General features: G+C 61.9%; 17 protein-coding genes. 16 read left to right on the top strand and 1 reads right to left on the bottom strand.

Annotated features, from left to right (window positions below; all coding sequences use genetic code 11):
* The coding region (locus tag JHD73_RS05830; protein WP_199028715.1) for a helix-turn-helix transcriptional regulator at nt 1-723 on the bottom strand (723 nt) is incomplete at its 3' end.
* Nucleotides 724-925: 202 nt separating this feature from the next.
* Between JHD73_RS05830 and JHD73_RS05825 the strand changes: the two genes are divergently transcribed.
* The 16 genes from JHD73_RS05825 (at nt 926) to JHD73_RS05750 (ending at nt 14,694) form a co-directional block, all read left to right on the top strand.
* Nucleotides 926-1,213: a hypothetical protein gene (locus JHD73_RS05825; protein WP_199028713.1), complete on the top strand. Its 288-nt coding sequence runs from the start codon at nt 926-928 to the stop codon at nt 1,211-1,213.
* A gap of 138 nt (nt 1,214-1,351) precedes the next feature.
* Nucleotides 1,352-1,777 carry a hypothetical protein gene (locus JHD73_RS05820; protein WP_199028711.1) on the top strand — a complete coding sequence of 142 codons (426 nt, stop codon included), beginning with the start codon at nt 1,352-1,354 and terminating at the stop codon, nt 1,775-1,777.
* Nucleotides 1,778-2,118: 341 nt separating this feature from the next.
* Nucleotides 2,119-2,955 (top strand): hypothetical protein, encoded by an 837-nt coding sequence (locus tag JHD73_RS05815; protein ID WP_199028709.1) that lies wholly within the window; start codon nt 2,119-2,121, stop codon nt 2,953-2,955.
* 123 nt (nt 2,956-3,078) lie between these two features.
* The gene (locus JHD73_RS05810) at nt 3,079-4,611 is read left to right on the top strand and encodes a phage tail protein (RefSeq protein WP_199028707.1); all 1,533 of its coding nucleotides are present in this window, start codon (nt 3,079-3,081) and stop codon (nt 4,609-4,611) included.
* Between the two features lie 66 nt (nt 4,612-4,677).
* Entirely contained in the window at nt 4,678-5,109 is a 432-nt protein-coding gene (locus JHD73_RS05805) for a hypothetical protein (protein WP_199028705.1), read from the top strand.
* Nucleotides 5,109-5,468, top strand: coding sequence for a hypothetical protein (locus tag JHD73_RS05800; RefSeq protein ID WP_199028703.1), 360 nt, complete (start codon nt 5,109-5,111; stop codon nt 5,466-5,468). Before JHD73_RS05805 ends, JHD73_RS05800 begins: the two co-directional genes overlap by 1 nt.
* A 23-nt stretch (nt 5,469-5,491) precedes the next feature.
* Nucleotides 5,492-5,635 (top strand): hypothetical protein, encoded by a 144-nt coding sequence (locus JHD73_RS05795; protein WP_199028701.1) that lies wholly within the window; start codon nt 5,492-5,494, stop codon nt 5,633-5,635.
* Nucleotides 5,632-6,027 (top strand): hypothetical protein, encoded by a 396-nt coding sequence (locus JHD73_RS05790; protein ID WP_199028699.1) that lies wholly within the window; start codon nt 5,632-5,634, stop codon nt 6,025-6,027. The genes JHD73_RS05795 and JHD73_RS05790 overlap by 4 nt, the downstream gene beginning before the upstream one ends.
* Nucleotides 6,028-6,128: 101 nt before the next feature.
* Nucleotides 6,129-7,997: a phage tail tape measure protein gene (locus JHD73_RS29490; RefSeq protein ID WP_199028697.1), complete on the top strand. Its 1,869-nt coding sequence runs from the start codon at nt 6,129-6,131 to the stop codon at nt 7,995-7,997.
* A gap of 6 nt (nt 7,998-8,003) precedes the next feature.
* A complete protein-coding gene (locus tag JHD73_RS05780) occupies nt 8,004-8,969 on the top strand; it encodes a hypothetical protein (protein ID WP_199028695.1) in 966 nt (321 codons plus the stop codon).
* Nucleotides 8,970-9,024: 55 nt separating this feature from the next.
* Nucleotides 9,025-10,116, top strand: a complete 1,092-nt coding sequence (locus tag JHD73_RS05775; RefSeq protein ID WP_199028693.1) for a phage late control D family protein — start codon at nt 9,025-9,027, stop codon at nt 10,114-10,116.
* Nucleotides 10,113-10,781, top strand: coding sequence for a phage baseplate assembly protein V (locus JHD73_RS05770; protein ID WP_199028691.1), 669 nt, complete (start codon nt 10,113-10,115; stop codon nt 10,779-10,781). The genes JHD73_RS05775 and JHD73_RS05770 overlap by 4 nt, the downstream gene beginning before the upstream one ends.
* Nucleotides 10,778-11,158: a phage tail protein gene (locus JHD73_RS05765; protein WP_199028689.1), complete on the top strand. Its 381-nt coding sequence runs from the start codon at nt 10,778-10,780 to the stop codon at nt 11,156-11,158. The genes JHD73_RS05770 and JHD73_RS05765 overlap by 4 nt, the downstream gene beginning before the upstream one ends.
* Nucleotide 11,159: 1 nt before the next feature.
* The gene (locus tag JHD73_RS05760) at nt 11,160-12,290 is read left to right on the top strand and encodes a baseplate J/gp47 family protein (protein WP_199028687.1); all 1,131 of its coding nucleotides are present in this window, start codon (nt 11,160-11,162) and stop codon (nt 12,288-12,290) included.
* Nucleotides 12,290-12,958, top strand: a complete 669-nt coding sequence (locus JHD73_RS05755; RefSeq protein ID WP_199028685.1) for a hypothetical protein — start codon at nt 12,290-12,292, stop codon at nt 12,956-12,958. Before JHD73_RS05760 ends, JHD73_RS05755 begins: the two co-directional genes overlap by 1 nt.
* Nucleotides 12,959-13,026: 68 nt before the next feature.
* Nucleotides 13,027-14,694 carry a hypothetical protein gene (locus JHD73_RS05750; protein WP_199028683.1) on the top strand — a complete coding sequence of 556 codons (1,668 nt, stop codon included), beginning with the start codon at nt 13,027-13,029 and terminating at the stop codon, nt 14,692-14,694.
* Nucleotides 14,695-14,769: the final 75 nt, after the last annotated feature.

Below are 14,769 nucleotides of genomic sequence, written 5' to 3'. Positions count from 1 at the left end.
GATGTGCTCGAGCTGCTCGGGGATCACCATGAACGGGTCGTGCTTCTCCTTGTTGTCGCTCACCACGCGGATCGACCCGTCGGGCAGGCGGAACAGGCGCTTGACGAGCATCTCTCCGCAGTAGACCAGGGCAAACACGCCCCCTCCCGTGGGAATGCGCCGGTCGGCCTTGTCGACCACAACGGTGTCGTCGTCGAACAGGCGCGGCTCCATGCTGTCGCCTCGCACCTTGACGGCAACCAGGTTCTTGGGGCTCGCGTCCAGCCGGCGAATGTAGTCGGCCTGGAAGGGTAGCGGCTCCTTCTCTTCAATGTGCCAGGTCTCGCGGCCATTGCCGGCGGACAGCGTCACATCCACATGTGTGATCAGGATGGTCGATTCGGTCGGTAACTCATCCAGGCTGTCGTACGTGGTGATGGGCCGGGCAGGAAAGCCCTTGCTCTGTGCCGATACGGGGGCGCCATCATCTACCCCGCCCACGGCGTGCGCGGCCGTCTCGGAGAACGGCGCGTCCATCGTGCGGTCCGGAAACCCCAACTTCTTCTCCAGCCGGCGCGCTGCGATATCACCAATGCTGCGGCCGTCCTGGTAGGTGCGGGACAGGAACTGCGCCACCTGCGAGCGGGAGTACCCGTACTGGCGCTCGAACTCGGCGCGATCGCCGTTGACGAGGGTTTGGATCCAGTGGGCAAGCCACTGGCGGCGGTTGTCGTAGATGTCCATGGGGCGCATTAGAGCAAGAAATTTCTAAGCTATGGGTTAGAAGTGTCTTGACATCGTAGTTTAGAATAATCTAAATTACAACCCATCGGCCTGTTTCCCGCCCCTCACCCACTGCGTTACCGGGCCGCCAATGCCCGCACCCGGGCCGATCCGAATCTCGTTCAATCCGCGCGCCAATGTGCGCTGACAGGAGGCTCTTCCCATGACCGTTGCCGAAACTTCGATGGATGCCTTTCGACGTGCCCGCACCACGTCGACGGCCAAGCTGCAGTGCGATCGCATTGCCGACTACGTGGCCCGCGTTGGCACCGCCACGATTGCTGAAATTGCGCAGGCGCTGCGCATTGAGAAGTCCAGCGTCTCTGCGCGCCGCAGCGAGCTGATCGCCGCCAAGCGGCTGGAGCTTGCTGGAGAACGCAAATGCAATGCCACGGGCCGCTGGGTGCAGTCCGTGCGCGTGTCACCTGCACAGGTGCGCCTGTTCCAGTAGGCGCGGGGCACGTCTTTGCGTCGGCCGTTGCAAAGAGCGACGGCCAAGGCGCACAACGTCCGGCGATATCGACAGCAGCGATGGGCGCCGCCGATGCAGCGGCAATCAACAAACACTGAACAAACGAGGAACAAGGATATGGGAATTGAAGACCGCCTGGAGAACTGGGGCCGTGTGGTACGTGATCCGAGCAGGCAACCGCAGTACTGCGCATCGTGGGCGCGTCTTGCCGTGGCCATGCGAGATGCGGACAGCGGCGCACCCCAAGCCATTATCAGCATCGACGTGAATGACGGCTGGCTGGTGGAGCGTGCCTGGCAGAAGATTGCGGATCCGGTTGCCAAACGCCTGCTGCAGTATCACTACGTGCACCGCATGCCGGCGGAGATGGTGTGCCGCATCCTCGTGCGCAAGTACGGCGCTTCGCCGCACACGCTCAAGCACTGGAAGGTGCGTCTTGCGAAAGCGCAGTCGATCATGTCGCACGTGATCGATTCAGAGGTTGCGCGCGTGCAGATGGTGAAGGCCGTGCGTGCTGCTGCAGCGGCGCCGATGTTCGCCTGAAATTTTTTTCGCAGGACCCCTTGCACGGTTTATATCCCCTTCGTATTCTGTATCCCAGATGTTCGATTGCCCTCGCGGCGTAACCGGTTCAGACCGAGACATGCACCCCACTGGGGTGCATTGACTTACCCAAACGAAGCGAAGATGCAGTGAAGAAGACAGCCCGCCATTCAGCGGGCTTTTTCGTTTCTGCGTTTTGTTTCTGCGTTTCGTTTCTACACACGCAACACCTGCCTCGATGTCACTGCACGGTGACGATCCGATTGAGGCGACTCACTCCCTGATGCAAATCATTCGATCGATCGCGCTTTGCTTTGCGCATCGATGAAGGCGCTCGTCTTATGGCAGATCTCTCCGATGTTTCCAACGCACTCGTCACGCTTGTCACGGGTGTGGTCTATCCGAACGGCTCCAGCCAACCGTCGATCACGGGCAACCCCGTACTGGTGTACAGCGGCTGGCCCAACATGACGCAGTTGAAGACCGACCTGCAGGCCAACAAGGCGCATGTGTCGATCTTTCCGACCACGAGTCACCAACGGCACAAGAGCACGGCGTTCTCCGATTGGACAGTGTCTGTGCCGCCGGCCAACACGCTCGCACTCAGCCTGGCCGGGCAGACCGTCATGGTGAACGGCACGGTCAGCACGCCGCAGAACGTGGTGTTGCTGATCGATGGACGCGCGTATGTGTATGCGGTGCAAGCCAGCGATACGCCCGCGAGCATCGCAACGGCGCTTGCGGCGCTGGTGGCGGTGGACCAACCGGCCAGCGCAACGGGCCCGTCGATCACCATTCCGGGGGCGACGACTATCTCGCCGCGTGTGGGCGGTATCGGCACCGTGCAGCGCGAGACGCGTCGGCAGGAGCGTACGTTCCTCATGTCGACGTGGGCGAATGGTGCTGCGCCGCGCGACCTCATCGCGGGCAAGGTCGACGCGGTGCTTTCGGGGCTCGTACGCCTGACGTTGCCGGACCAGGGTGCCGCGCTGCGCTACAAGCGCGGGCTGCAGCATGACGATGCAACCAACCTGATCTACCGGCGCGATCTGCGTTATGCCGTTGAGTACTCGACCATCGTGACCGAAACGGCTTATCAGATTGCGACTGGTGTGGAGAACGTGACAGCCGGCGCGTCGATGGGAGCGCAGTTTCCCGTCCGCACTGTGGTGGAGTAAGTGATGGGCTGAACGGCCCAGCGTATTTGCAGTAGCAGTTCACCAACCCGTGCCGCCCTCTGGGCGGTTTTTTTATGTGCGGCCGCCTTTGAGCGGCCATTTTTGTTTTCCTTGGAGGCAAGCATGCCGATCGTCCAGCAGGGCAGCATCAATACCACTGCTCTCATCGTTCCGGACCTGTACGTCCAGATTGTTCCGCCGCAGGTCACCCTGCTCAATGGTGTGCCGACCAACGTGCTCGGCGTGGTTGGTACTGCCACGTGGGGCCCGGTCAACTCGCCGACCCTCATCGGCAATATGGCCATGTACGCCCAGGCATTCGGCGCGATCCAGAATCGCACTTATGACATGGGCACTGCTGTGGCCGTGGCTGTCCAGCAAGGCGCCAACAACTTCCGCTGCGTGCGTGTGACCGATGGCACCGACACCGCGGCGACTGTGATTGCGCAGACCAACGGCATCACGTTCACCGCCAAATACACGGGCTCGCTTGGCAACACCATCACGGTAGCGTTGTCGGCAGGCTCGGCGGCCAACACGTGGAAGGTGACCGTGGCCGCGCCCGCGCTGGCACCGGAAGTGTTCGACAACATCGGCGCGGGGCAGACCGGCAATGCGCTGTGGGTGGCGATCGCCAACGCCATCAACAACGGCGTGAGCGTGATGCGCGGCGCGTCGCAGATCATCACCGCCAGCGCGGGTGCCGGCACGACGGCTCCGACTGCAGCCACGCTCACCCTGACCGGCGGCACTGACGGCGCGGCCACCATCAACGGCGCCGTGCTGCTGGGCCAGGACACTGTGCCGCGCAAGGGCATGTACGCACTGCGCAACCAGGGCGTGTCGATCGCCATGCTGGCCGACTGCGCCGATGCCACCACCTGGCCGACGCAGGTTGCGTTTGGTCTGTCGGAAGGCATCTACATGATTGGCGTGGGCCCGAGCGGCGACACCATTGCCAACGCCGTCACCGCCAAGAGCACTGCGGGCATCGATTCGTACGCCTTCAAGCTGCTGTTTGGCGACTGGGTGTACTGGCTCGATACCGTGAACGGTGTGACGCGCCTGGTCTCACCGCAAGGTTTTGTGGCGGGTCTGCTGGCCAACCTGTCGCCGCAGAACAGCAGCCTGAACAAGCCGATCTACGGTGTTGTCGGCACGCAGAAGACGTTCGCCAACCAGAGCTACAGCTCTGCCGAACTGCAGGCGCTGATCCAGGCCGGCATTGATGTGGTGACCAACCCGGTGCCGGGCGGCGCGTACTTCGGCTGCCGCGCGGGTCACAACACCAGCTCGAACGCGCTCACGCAGGGCGACAACTACACGCGCATGACCAACTACATCGCCAGCACCATCAATGCGGGCATGGGCAAGTACGTTGGCCAACTGCAGTCGGCCACGGTGCGCGCGCAGGCGGCGGCCACGCTGTCGAACTTCCTGAGCTCGATGGAGCAGCAGGGCATGATCGGCGCGGTCAACGGCGGCCCGGCGTTCTCGGTGCAGATCGATGCCAACAACAACCCGATGAACCGCGTTGCGCTCGGCTACATGCAGGCCGACGTGAAGGTCGTCTACCTGTCGGTCATCGAGAAGTTCCTGGTGAACGTGGAAGGCTCGCAGGCCACCGTGATCCGCACTTCGATCAACAACCAGTAACGCAGTACGCAAACCACCCTTCGGCTCCGCAACGCGCGGGGCCTTTTCTTTTTGGAGAACAACACTATGCCGATTCAAGGCTACTCCGTCGGTCGTGACTACACGCTGGTCATCCAGACCGCAAACGGCACGCTGCAACCGAACAAGATCACGACGTTCAAGAGCAAGCAGGATGTGACCGACGTGCGCGTCAAGCGCTTGGACGGTATCACGGACCACGTGCGCTTCTTTGATGGCTGGTCGGGCTCCTTTGACGTGGAGCGTCAGGACGCCACGCTTGACAACTACTTCGCCCAGCTCGAAGCCGGCTACTACGCCGGTGTGAACGAAGCTCCCGCGCAGATCTACGAAACCATTCAGGAAGCCAACGGCTCGGTCTCGCAGTTCCGCTACGACGGCGTGCTCATGACGCTGGCCGACGCCGGCAACCGCGCGGGCGACGCCACCATCAAGCAATCCGTCAACTTCGTGGCTTCGCGCCGCATCAAGGTGTCCTGATGACGCATGTGACCATCACCCCATCCGAACAGATCATCAAGGCCGCCGCGAAAGAGGTGGTTGTGGATGATGCGCTTGGCCGCAAGATCACGCTGCGCAAGCCTAGTCCGCTGAGCAACCTGGACTTTGCCAAGGCGGCGGGCAGCAGCGAACTCAACATGCTGTACCTGGCGGAAGTCGCACACCTCAAGTTCGTCTCGGCCATCGATGGCGATCCGGTGCTCACGCCTGCCACGGAAGGCCAACTGCGTGCCCTGTATCAGCGCCTGGGCGAGGAGGGCAACGAGGCCGCGCAATGCGGCGTGGCTGCCAGCTTTATCCAGACCGCTGAGCCGGAGGCCGAGCTAAAAAACTCCTGACGAACGGCCCGTTTCACGAGGCGATGTGGCTCGTGCATAACGGCGTGCCGTTCGACGTGGCGTTTTCTCTGGACGACACCATGCGCCAGGCGATGGCCATCAAATGCAGCGAATTTCATGGCGCTGAGTTTGATCTGAAGACGATGTCTTTCAAGGAGCGTGAATGAACCTTTCGCTTGCAGAGATGGCGCGTCGCTTGGTGGAGCTGGAGGCGCGGGTGCCTGTTGCGCTGTCGCAGGGGCTGGAAGCCGCCGCTGCGGCGATGGAGCAGGCGGCCCGCGCCAAGGCGGTGGAAAGCGCAGCGGCCGCGGGCATCACAAGTGCCGCACGTGTGGCCGCATTGCGTGACTCGATCGGCCACGAGGTCAAGGCGTTGGAGGCGAGCATCGGCTCCAACTCAGATCAGGCGATTGTCCAGGAGCTTGGCAGTGCGCAGGTGCCACCGCATCCTTTCTTGGGTGCGGTGGCACTCGAACACGCCGACGATGTGCAAAAGAGCGTGGGTGATGCGGTGACGGCGGCGCTTATGGGCCGCCCCATCGCAGACGCCCGCACGTGAGATCGGTGGCCTCAACAGACGAATAAGGATTTCCTATGAGCCTCGATGCTTACAAGATCGGGATACAGATTGCGTTGGTGGATAACGTGTCGCGTGGGTTGATGGCAATCGCCGCGCAGTTCGAATCCGTCAACAAGGGTGCGGAGAAGCTGGAGACCCGGCTGGAGAAGGTCAAGAAGCTGACGGAGTTCGGCAGCAACTTGCTCAAGGCTGGCAACGAAACAGCCCACATGTGGGATAAGCGGGTGGACGCTGCATCGAAGTACCACGCTGTGCTTGAGCGAATCAACCGCGTTGCCCCTGGCGCTGCCGCGGCGAACGAAAAGTTCCTCAAAGGCCTGGACATCAAAGGCATGTCGCTCACGGATGTCGGGCAGCTGTTTGGCGGCGCACAGACCATTCTGCAGAGTTCGACCCAGGCGCAGGACGTCACGAAATTGCTGGCCCAGGCGAGAACGGCCTTTGGCGGGGCAACCGGCATCAAGGACGGCGCGCAACTCGACGACATGGCGCTGAGCACGCTCAAGGTCGCGCAGATGCGCGACGGCGTGATCGGCAAAGACGGCAAGATCGACATGAAGAAGGTGGAGGAGACCTTTGACATGCTGGTCAATACGGCGTCGGCCAGTGGCGGCGGGGTGCTGCCCAAGGACTACCTGGAGGCCATGCAGGGCGGCAAGCTGTCTGGCGCACTGACCAAGTCCGAAACGGCGGCGTTCGGGCTGAAGCAGTTCATGCAAGCCAATGGTGGCTCGAAGGCCGGCGTTGATGCCATGTCGGCGCTCCAGGGCTGGGCGGCAGGAAACATGTCCGCCACGGTTGCGCACGAACTGGAGCGCGTCAAGCTGCTGGACCCAAAGGCCGTGCATCGCAACAAGGCTGGGTACATCACCAGCGTGGACGCGACGGGTATGACGGACGCGCCGAACTTCACCAAAAATCCGCTTCAGTACCTGTTGGACGAGATCGTGCCGGCGCTGAAGAAGAGTGGTTATAGCGGAGACAGCCTCAACGCCAAGCTGGGCAGCCTGCTCGGTATGAGGGGTGAGAAGAACATCCTTCAGCAGCTCGAGCATGAGAAGGAACGAGCTGGGCAGTACCTGCAGAACGCCAGAAATGGATCCGGCACCGCCAAGCTCTACGAGAAGGAGAACGAAGGGCTGGAAGGCAAGTTGAAGGACTACGAAGCCAAGAAGACGAACCTCAATATCGCACTTGGGGAACATATCCTGCCGTTGGCGATTGCGGGGTTGGAGAAGCTCAACGGCTTGATTGATGGCGCCACAAAACTTGCCCAAGAATTTCCGGGCGCAACGAAGGCAGCCCTGGCCCTGGCCACAGGGCTCACCTTTCTGTACAAGGCAATTTCGACGCTTTCGTTGCCTTTGCCCGGCGGTGGTGGTGGCAAGGGTGGCGGCGGTGTCGGCAAAGGCGTGCTGCAAAAGGTATTGAACGCTGCTGGCTTGGTTGCGGCGCGCGGAGGCAAACTTGTTGGGCGGGTAGCCGGCGCGGGGCTCGGTGTCGCTGGTCGCGTGGGTGCGTCTGCGCTTCGCGTGGGAGGTGGGTTGGCGCGAGGGGCGCTGGGCGCTGTGGGGGCCATCGTAAGGTCGCCGCTCGCCAGAGGGGCGCTCGGCATCCTTGGGCGAGTGGGTGCACGAGGTGCGTTGGGGCTGCTGGGGCCGATTGGCATTGCAGCGGGCGTTGCTCTGACAGGCTGGGAGATTTATCAAGCGGTCAAGGGAGCCAAAGGGAGTCCCACTGGTTCGCCAGTTAAGCAAACGAATGAATCCGCCAGCAGTGTGGTGAAGGTGCCGGAGCCGAAGCTCATTTACCTCAAGGGCGATGTGACGATGGACGGTCGGTCCGTTGGTCAAGTGGTCTGGAAGCAGATCGAGGGCCACTTGGCGCGCCCGCAAACTGGATCCGGCAATTTCAACGCCGGCATGAATCTCATGCCATCTGGACTGTGATCAACCATGTCTGACTTCACTCTCAAACTCGGACAGAATTTCCAATTCAAGGGCCTGGAAATTCCCGAAACCATCTCGTTTGGTGGCACGCAAAAGCTGGCCCTGCATGACCTGGTGGGCGGCACGCGCGTGATTGACTCGATGGGGGCGTTTTGTGCTCCTGTCGAGTGGTCTGGCTGGCTGCTTGGCACAGAAGCACTCGCTCGCGCCCGCGAGCTGGATGACATGCGCGTGAGTGGCAGGGAGTTCGTACTGCAGTGGTCCGAGATCTGCTACATCGTGGTGATTCGCGAGTTTCGCGCGGATTTCCAGCGTGCCTACAAGATCCCGTACAAGATCTCGTGCGAAGTGTCGAGTGATATGTCCAAGTACACGATGCAGGATGAAAAGCCGAGCATTGATGGCCAGATCAAGGCCGACGCCGCCACCGCCACCGACATGGTCAACACCATTGGCGACGGCACGTTGTCTGACCTGATCACTTCCGTCAACTCGGCGATCGACAACGTGGCGAGCTTCGCCAATGCCGCGCAGTCGACGCTCAGCAACGTCGTGCAGAAGATCACGGCGTTTCGCGATCATGTGCAGAAGCTGGTGGTCTCCGCCAACAACGCGCTGACGCAGGCGGCAACGCTGGGCGGCATCTTGCCGAACAACGCGCTCTCGCAGCAGGTGACAAAGTTGACCGGCCAGATCAACTCGGCGTTGAGCCTGCCCGTGCTGGTGCAGCTGGATCGGCTTGCCGGCCGCATGCAGACGAACATCGCGTCGGTCTATAAGAGTGCCAAGCATGCGGTGGTGGTTGGTGGTGATCTGATGAAGATGGCGGCCAAGGAGTACAACGATGCGATGGCCTGGACGGCGCTGGTCAAGGCCAATCCGGATCTCGCGTGGGACCCCTTGATACAAGGCATCAAGACGTTGATCGTTCCACCCAACAAAGACAACGCCGGCGGCTTGCCGAACCCATAGTTCCCCACACCGCTTTCACCAACTGGACAGCCCCGCATTGCGGGGCTTTTTTCATATGAGCCTGAACACGCTACCCGTGATACCCGTGGTGCGGCGGCCCCGCACCATCGTGAAGGTGGGCAATGAGATTGCATCCGCCTGCGTGAGCTGGTCGATCCAGAGCAACTCGTACGAACAGGCAGACACATTCCAGATCACGCTGGCGGCCAGCGCTTTGCCGCAGGACCGCGATGCGAACTGGTTCTCCAGCCAGTTGGACCTGGTGGTGGAGATCTTTGCCGGCTTCCCGTCGGACCCGCAGAAGTACGACGAGAGTGACCTGGCAAGTCAGATCTACGGCCGCGTGGACAGCGTCGAGTTCGATCCGGTGGCAGCCCAGCTCACGCTGAGCGGCCGGGATCTGACCGCCTTGTTCATCGACGAGCAGGTCACGTTGCAGTTTCAGAACATGACGGCATCGAAGGTTGCCGCAACGCTGGCGACGGCACACGGCTTGCAAGCCCTCGGCCCGGAGACCACTCGCAATATCGGCAAACAGTACGCGCACGACAACGTCAGCCTGACGGCGCAACGCACCGAGTGGGATTTGCTTGCCGCGTTGGCGCGCGAAGAGGAGTTCGTCTGCTACGTAAAGGGCAAAACGCTGTACTTCGGCCCGCGCCCGCCGCCGCCTCCAGAGCCCTACGAGTTGCGTTGGACGGAAGACGCATACCGCAACCCAACCGCGAATGTGTCTAGCCTGCAACTGTCTCGCGACCTGACCGTGGCCAAGGGCGTGACGGTTGAAGCGAAATCCTGGCACTCCAAACAAAGCAAGCCGTTCGTGGCCCGCTACAGCAACGCACCGGACGGTGGCAAAGGGAAAAAGCCGACGCACACCGTCCAACGCGATGGTCTGGACCAGGCCGGCGTGCAGCGCCTGGCCAAGCGAAAGCACGACGAGGTCGCTCAGCACGAGATGAAGCTGCGTGCGCGTCTGCCCGCTGACGACCTCCTCACGCCCACCGACATCATCCGCCTGACCGGCACCGGCACGAACTTCGACCAGGACTACCTGATCGACAGCATCACCCGAAGCATGAGCCTGGGCGAAGGCTACGTGATGGAGGTCTCGGCCAAGAACATCAACAAGGACACGAGCCAATGATTCAACAGCTACGCAATCAGATGGTGCTCGCCGCAATGATGGCGCAGTCGAACCGCGCGGAGAACCGCATCGGCATCGTCACCAGCTACGACGCGGGCACGGCCTCGGCGCGCGTGCGTCTCCAACCTGAAGATCCCACCGACCCAGCGCGCTCGCTGACCGGCTGGATGCCTGTTGCCTCTGCCTGGGTCGGCAATGGCTGGGGCATCGACGCGCCGGTCAGCCCGGGCGATCAGGTGGAGGTGCAGTTTCTGGGCGGCGACATCGAGAACGGCTACATCTGCGCGCGCCTCTTCAGCGACCAGGCGCGGCCAACCGGGGCGCAATCCGGTGAATTTTTTCTCTCACACGCATCGGGCTCCAAGCTGCAGTTCCACAACGACGGCACGGTCACGCTTATCAGCGCGGGCACGCTCACCAGCCAGGCGCCGCAGTGGAACCACAGCGGCCCGGTACAGATTGACGGCACGCTACTGGTGACACAGACCATCACCGGCCAGGCGGGGATGGCGGTGTCGGGCAACAACGGCTCCGGCAACTCAATGAGCATCAGTGGCAACACGCAGTTCAGCGGGCAGGTGTCGGCCAATGGCCACCGCATCGACGACACGCACCGCCACTCCGGCGTGCAGTCCGGTTCCAGCAACACGGGGAGCGTGGCATGACACAGCAACTCTTGAACGACGTGAACCATTGGGTGGGAGACGACATCGGCGTCTCGCCCACCGGCGATCTCGGCCTAGCCAGCGCGGATCTGCGCACGCAGCAGCGCATCGTGCGGCGTCTGGTGACCAACCCCGGCGACTACATCTTCCACACCGATTACGGCGCGGGCCTGCCGCAGAAGATTGGCGAGACGCTCGACATCCCGGCGCTGCGCGGCCTGATCCGCACGCAGTTGGTGCTGGAGTCTGGTGTTGCGCAGTCGCCCGAGCCACAGGTGGATGTGAACGCCATTACCGGCGGCGTCAGCGTGCGCATTCTGTACACCAGTTCGGTCACACGCGAGCCGGTGTCCCTTCAATTCAATGTGAGCAAGTGAAATGTCCATTCAGACGCAAGACTGGGTGACGCTCGTGCGCAACCAGGTGGCGGCCATCCAGGGCTATGCCAAAGTGCTGGTCGACCTGACAGTCGGATCGGTGCTGCGTGCCATTGTTGAAGCCAACGCGGCCGTCACGGTGTGGCTGCAGGGGTTGATCCTGCAGGTCATGGCGATTACACGGGCGTCGACATCGAGTGGTGCCGATCTCGATTCGTGGATGGCCGATTTTGGTTTGACACGCTTAGCCGCAGTGCCAGCGACGGGCAGCGTGACGTTCTCGCGCTTCACGGTCACGCAGCAGGTGCTGGTGCCGCTCACCGCCGTCGTGCAAACCAGCGACCGCACGCAGCAGTTCAACGTGATCGTCGACACGACCAACCCTGCCTACAGCGCCACCCTTGGCGGCTACGTGATTGCCGCAGGCGCGGCCGGCGTGACGGTGCCGGTACAGGCCCTGGTGGCCGGATTGGCCGGCAATGCAGTCGCGGGCGCGGTCTCTACCATCGTGGGGGCTATCTCCGGGGTCGATACGGTTATCAACGCGGCTGCGTTCGTCAACGGTGCCGATGCGGAGTCGGACACTGCGCTGCGCACGCGCTTCATCGCGTACGTGGCCAGCTTGTCGAAGGCGACCAAGACCGCTATTGGCGCGGCCATCGCCAGCGTCAAGCAAGGGCTGACGTACGCGATTCTGGAGAACCAGACGTATGCTGGGCTGCAGCAGAACGGCACGTTCATCGTGATCGTGGATGACGGCACGGGCTCGCCCCCGTCAACGCTGTTGTCGAGCGTGAGCAATGCAGTGGATGCCGTACGGCCGCTGACCAGCACGTTCTACGTGTACGGGCCCGTGGTGACCAACGCCACGGTGGCCATGACGATTGCGACCGTGCCGGGCTACACGCACCAGACCATCACGGCCCAGGTGCAGACAGCCTTGCTGAACTACATCAACACGCTGCCGTTGGGGACCACGCTCACGTATTCCCGCTTGGTGCAGGTGGCGTATGACGCTTCGCCTGCAGTCATCAACGTCACAGGCACGCTGCTCAACGGCGGTACGTCGGATCTGCCGGCCAGCAGCCTGCAGGTCATCAAGACCACCCTCAACTCCATCACGGTGTCGTAATGGCAACAGGTGACCAACAAGACATCTTCACGCGCCTGCGTGGCTATCTGCCGCGCTGGTTTGGTGACACTGCGCAATCGCCTGTCATCAACGCCCTGCTGCAAGGCCTTGCGTACAGCGGCGCTTACGTCTACGGCCTGTATGCCTATGCCAAACAGCAGACGCGCATTTTGACGGCGTCGGATGGTTGGCTGGACATGATCGCGGCGGACTTTTTCGGGTTGTCGGTACAGCGCAAGAGCGGGCAGTCTGATGCGTCGTTCCGCGCCAACATCGTCGCCAACCTGTTCCGCGAGCGTGGTACGCGCAATGCCATCGTGCGGGTGCTGACGGACTTGACCGGCCGTCCGCCGACGATCATCGAGCCGAACCGCCCTGCGGATTGCGGTGCCTACGACGCGCCTAACTGCGGCTATGACAGGGCGGGCGCGTACGGCCAGGTGTCGTTGACCTACCAGGCGTTCGTGCTGGCGTATCGACCGCTCGGCAGCGGCATCCCCAATGTGGCCGGTTATGACAAGTCTCCAACCGGCTACAGCGTGCCGTCGCAAGGCGAGTACGCCGACCTGTCGATGAGCAGCAACACCGTGTCCGATGCCGACATCTACGCCGCCATCGAATCCGTGCGGCCGGCGGCTTCCATCGTCTGGACACGCATCAGCTCCTAGGCGCACACGCCTTTCTTTCCCACCGACAGCCCGGCAGCACGCCGGGCTTTTTCTTTTGGAGAACAGTCTTGGATCGTCAGATTGTCTATAGCGGCCAAGTGCCGCAAACCACAGACCTGCTGAACACGAATCGGCAGACCATGATCGCGCTGGCAAAGCTGTGCGCCGATCTGTTCGGCACGTCCACCGTGGTCTCGGGCCTGAACTGCGTGCCTACCTCGCCTGCCTCGATGAGTGTGAACATCACGCCGGGGCAGATCTATCAGCTCGCCAACATTGACGGCACGCCATACAGTGCGCTGCCGGCGGACACCGCGCACAGTCTGCTGAAGCAAGGCATCTTGTTGGACGCGCAGTCCTTTGCGCTGACTGCGCCATCTACCACTGGCTACAGTCAGAACTACCTGATCCAGGCGGCGTATCTGGATAACGACATCAGCAACGTCGTGCTGCCGTACTACAACAGTGCGAATCCGTCGCAGGCGTTTAATGGGCCGGGGGGCAGTGGTGCTGCGCAGCCGACTACGCGTGCGGGGCAGGTCTCGCTGCAGCTTGTGCCGGGTACGGCGGCGCCTACCAATGCGCAAGTCACACCAGCGGTGACCGCGGGGTATGTCGGACTGGCGGTTGTCACGGTCGCCAACGGGCAAAATACCGTTACGAACGCCGGCATTGTTCCTTATCCGAATGTGCCGACGGCACCGACGGGTGGTTTCCTGGCGGCGATTGGGGAGCGCTATTCGAGCATCCAAAGCGCCGCTGTCTCGACCACGCTAACCTCTGCTGCATTGGGCGCACTGGTGAACGTAACCTCTACTGGCCAGACCATCACGTTGCCGCCGGCGGCTACTTGCCCAAATGGCACGAGCATATGTGTGACCTACATACAGGCCAGCGGCTCGACCACGGTCACGCGCAATGGCACTGACACGCTTGCCTTTGGGCAGGGCAGTGGTGCCAACAGCCTAGTGCTCAATCCCGGCGAAGCCGTGCAGTTCGTGTCGAACGGTGTGAATGGTTGGGTGAGCGCCGGACAGACGTTGACCACGGGGGTGACACCGCCGCAGTTTGATAGCAGTACGAAGCTGGCAACGACGGCGTTTGTGCGCGGAGCAGGGTCATCTTTTGCTGGATTTAAAGGCATATCGGCCAATACAACGTTGGCTGCATCAGACTTGGTTAACTACGCGTACATCGGGAATCCCGGCGGCTTCACGATTACGCTGCCTCCCGCAAATTCGGTACCCATGGGCACGCGCTTTTTCATGGTTTCGAACTCTGGTGGCAATCTTGTTCAGCGCGGCAGTTCGTCTGACACCCTTTTTCTCGGGGCCCTTTCGGGAACCGGTGTGAACAGTTTCACGATGGGGTTGGGAGACACCGTAGTACTTGTCTCGAATGCGACTGGGGGGTGGTATGCCGAAAGTGGAACGGCGGCGCTTCCATCGTCTGCGCAGTTTGGCGCATTGCTGCAGTCTGCCGGCTATCAGAAGCTGCCCAGTGGTTTGATCTTGCAGTGGGGCGTCGTCTCGACAAGCAGCGGCGCGGACACTTCCGTTACGCTGCCTATTGCATTCCCGAACGCCTCGTTGCTTGTCCTCGGTACCTCCGGACACAATCCCGGCGGTGCGGCCGAGGGATATGTTGCCGCTACGCTCAGTGGAAAAACCACACTTCTTCTGCGTGGCACAAATGGTTCGCCGACTGGTACCTGGTGGATGGCGCTGGGGTACTGAAAGCCGCGCTAAACATCGCGCTTCGCAACGATATGGCGATTCTATTGCCAATCGGTGCGAAGGCTAGGCAATTGC

Origin of the sequence: Ralstonia sp. ASV6, assembly GCF_016429285.1 — a bacterium.
Classification (GTDB): Bacteria; Pseudomonadota; Gammaproteobacteria; order Burkholderiales; family Burkholderiaceae; genus Ralstonia; species Ralstonia flaminis.
The sequence above is the reverse complement of the archived record's forward strand: the minus strand, read 5'-3'. Positions and strand labels throughout refer to the sequence as shown.

Excerpts from the sequence above, each read along its gene's own strand:
- JHD73_RS05825 (WP_199028713.1), top strand. The coding sequence starts at position 926 with ATGACCGTTGCCGAAACTTCGATGGATGCCTTTCGACGTGCCCGCACC.
- JHD73_RS05820 (WP_199028711.1), top strand. The coding sequence starts at position 1,352 with ATGGGAATTGAAGACCGCCTGGAGAACTGGGGCCGTGTGGTACGTGAT.
- JHD73_RS05815 (WP_199028709.1), top strand. The coding sequence starts at position 2,119 with ATGGCAGATCTCTCCGATGTTTCCAACGCACTCGTCACGCTTGTCACG.
- JHD73_RS05810 (WP_199028707.1), top strand. The coding sequence starts at position 3,079 with ATGCCGATCGTCCAGCAGGGCAGCATCAATACCACTGCTCTCATCGTT.
- JHD73_RS05805 (WP_199028705.1), top strand. The coding sequence starts at position 4,678 with ATGCCGATTCAAGGCTACTCCGTCGGTCGTGACTACACGCTGGTCATC.
- JHD73_RS05800 (WP_199028703.1), top strand. The coding sequence starts at position 5,109 with ATGACGCATGTGACCATCACCCCATCCGAACAGATCATCAAGGCCGCC.
- JHD73_RS05795 (WP_199028701.1), top strand. The coding sequence starts at position 5,492 with ATGTGGCTCGTGCATAACGGCGTGCCGTTCGACGTGGCGTTTTCTCTG.
- JHD73_RS05790 (WP_199028699.1), top strand. The coding sequence starts at position 5,632 with ATGAACCTTTCGCTTGCAGAGATGGCGCGTCGCTTGGTGGAGCTGGAG.
- JHD73_RS29490 (WP_199028697.1), top strand. The coding sequence starts at position 6,129 with ATGGCAATCGCCGCGCAGTTCGAATCCGTCAACAAGGGTGCGGAGAAG.
- JHD73_RS05780 (WP_199028695.1), top strand. The coding sequence starts at position 8,004 with ATGTCTGACTTCACTCTCAAACTCGGACAGAATTTCCAATTCAAGGGC.
- JHD73_RS05775 (WP_199028693.1), top strand. The coding sequence starts at position 9,025 with ATGAGCCTGAACACGCTACCCGTGATACCCGTGGTGCGGCGGCCCCGC.
- JHD73_RS05770 (WP_199028691.1), top strand. The coding sequence starts at position 10,113 with ATGATTCAACAGCTACGCAATCAGATGGTGCTCGCCGCAATGATGGCG.
- JHD73_RS05765 (WP_199028689.1), top strand. The coding sequence starts at position 10,778 with ATGACACAGCAACTCTTGAACGACGTGAACCATTGGGTGGGAGACGAC.
- JHD73_RS05760 (WP_199028687.1), top strand. The coding sequence starts at position 11,160 with ATGTCCATTCAGACGCAAGACTGGGTGACGCTCGTGCGCAACCAGGTG.
- JHD73_RS05755 (WP_199028685.1), top strand. The coding sequence starts at position 12,290 with ATGGCAACAGGTGACCAACAAGACATCTTCACGCGCCTGCGTGGCTAT.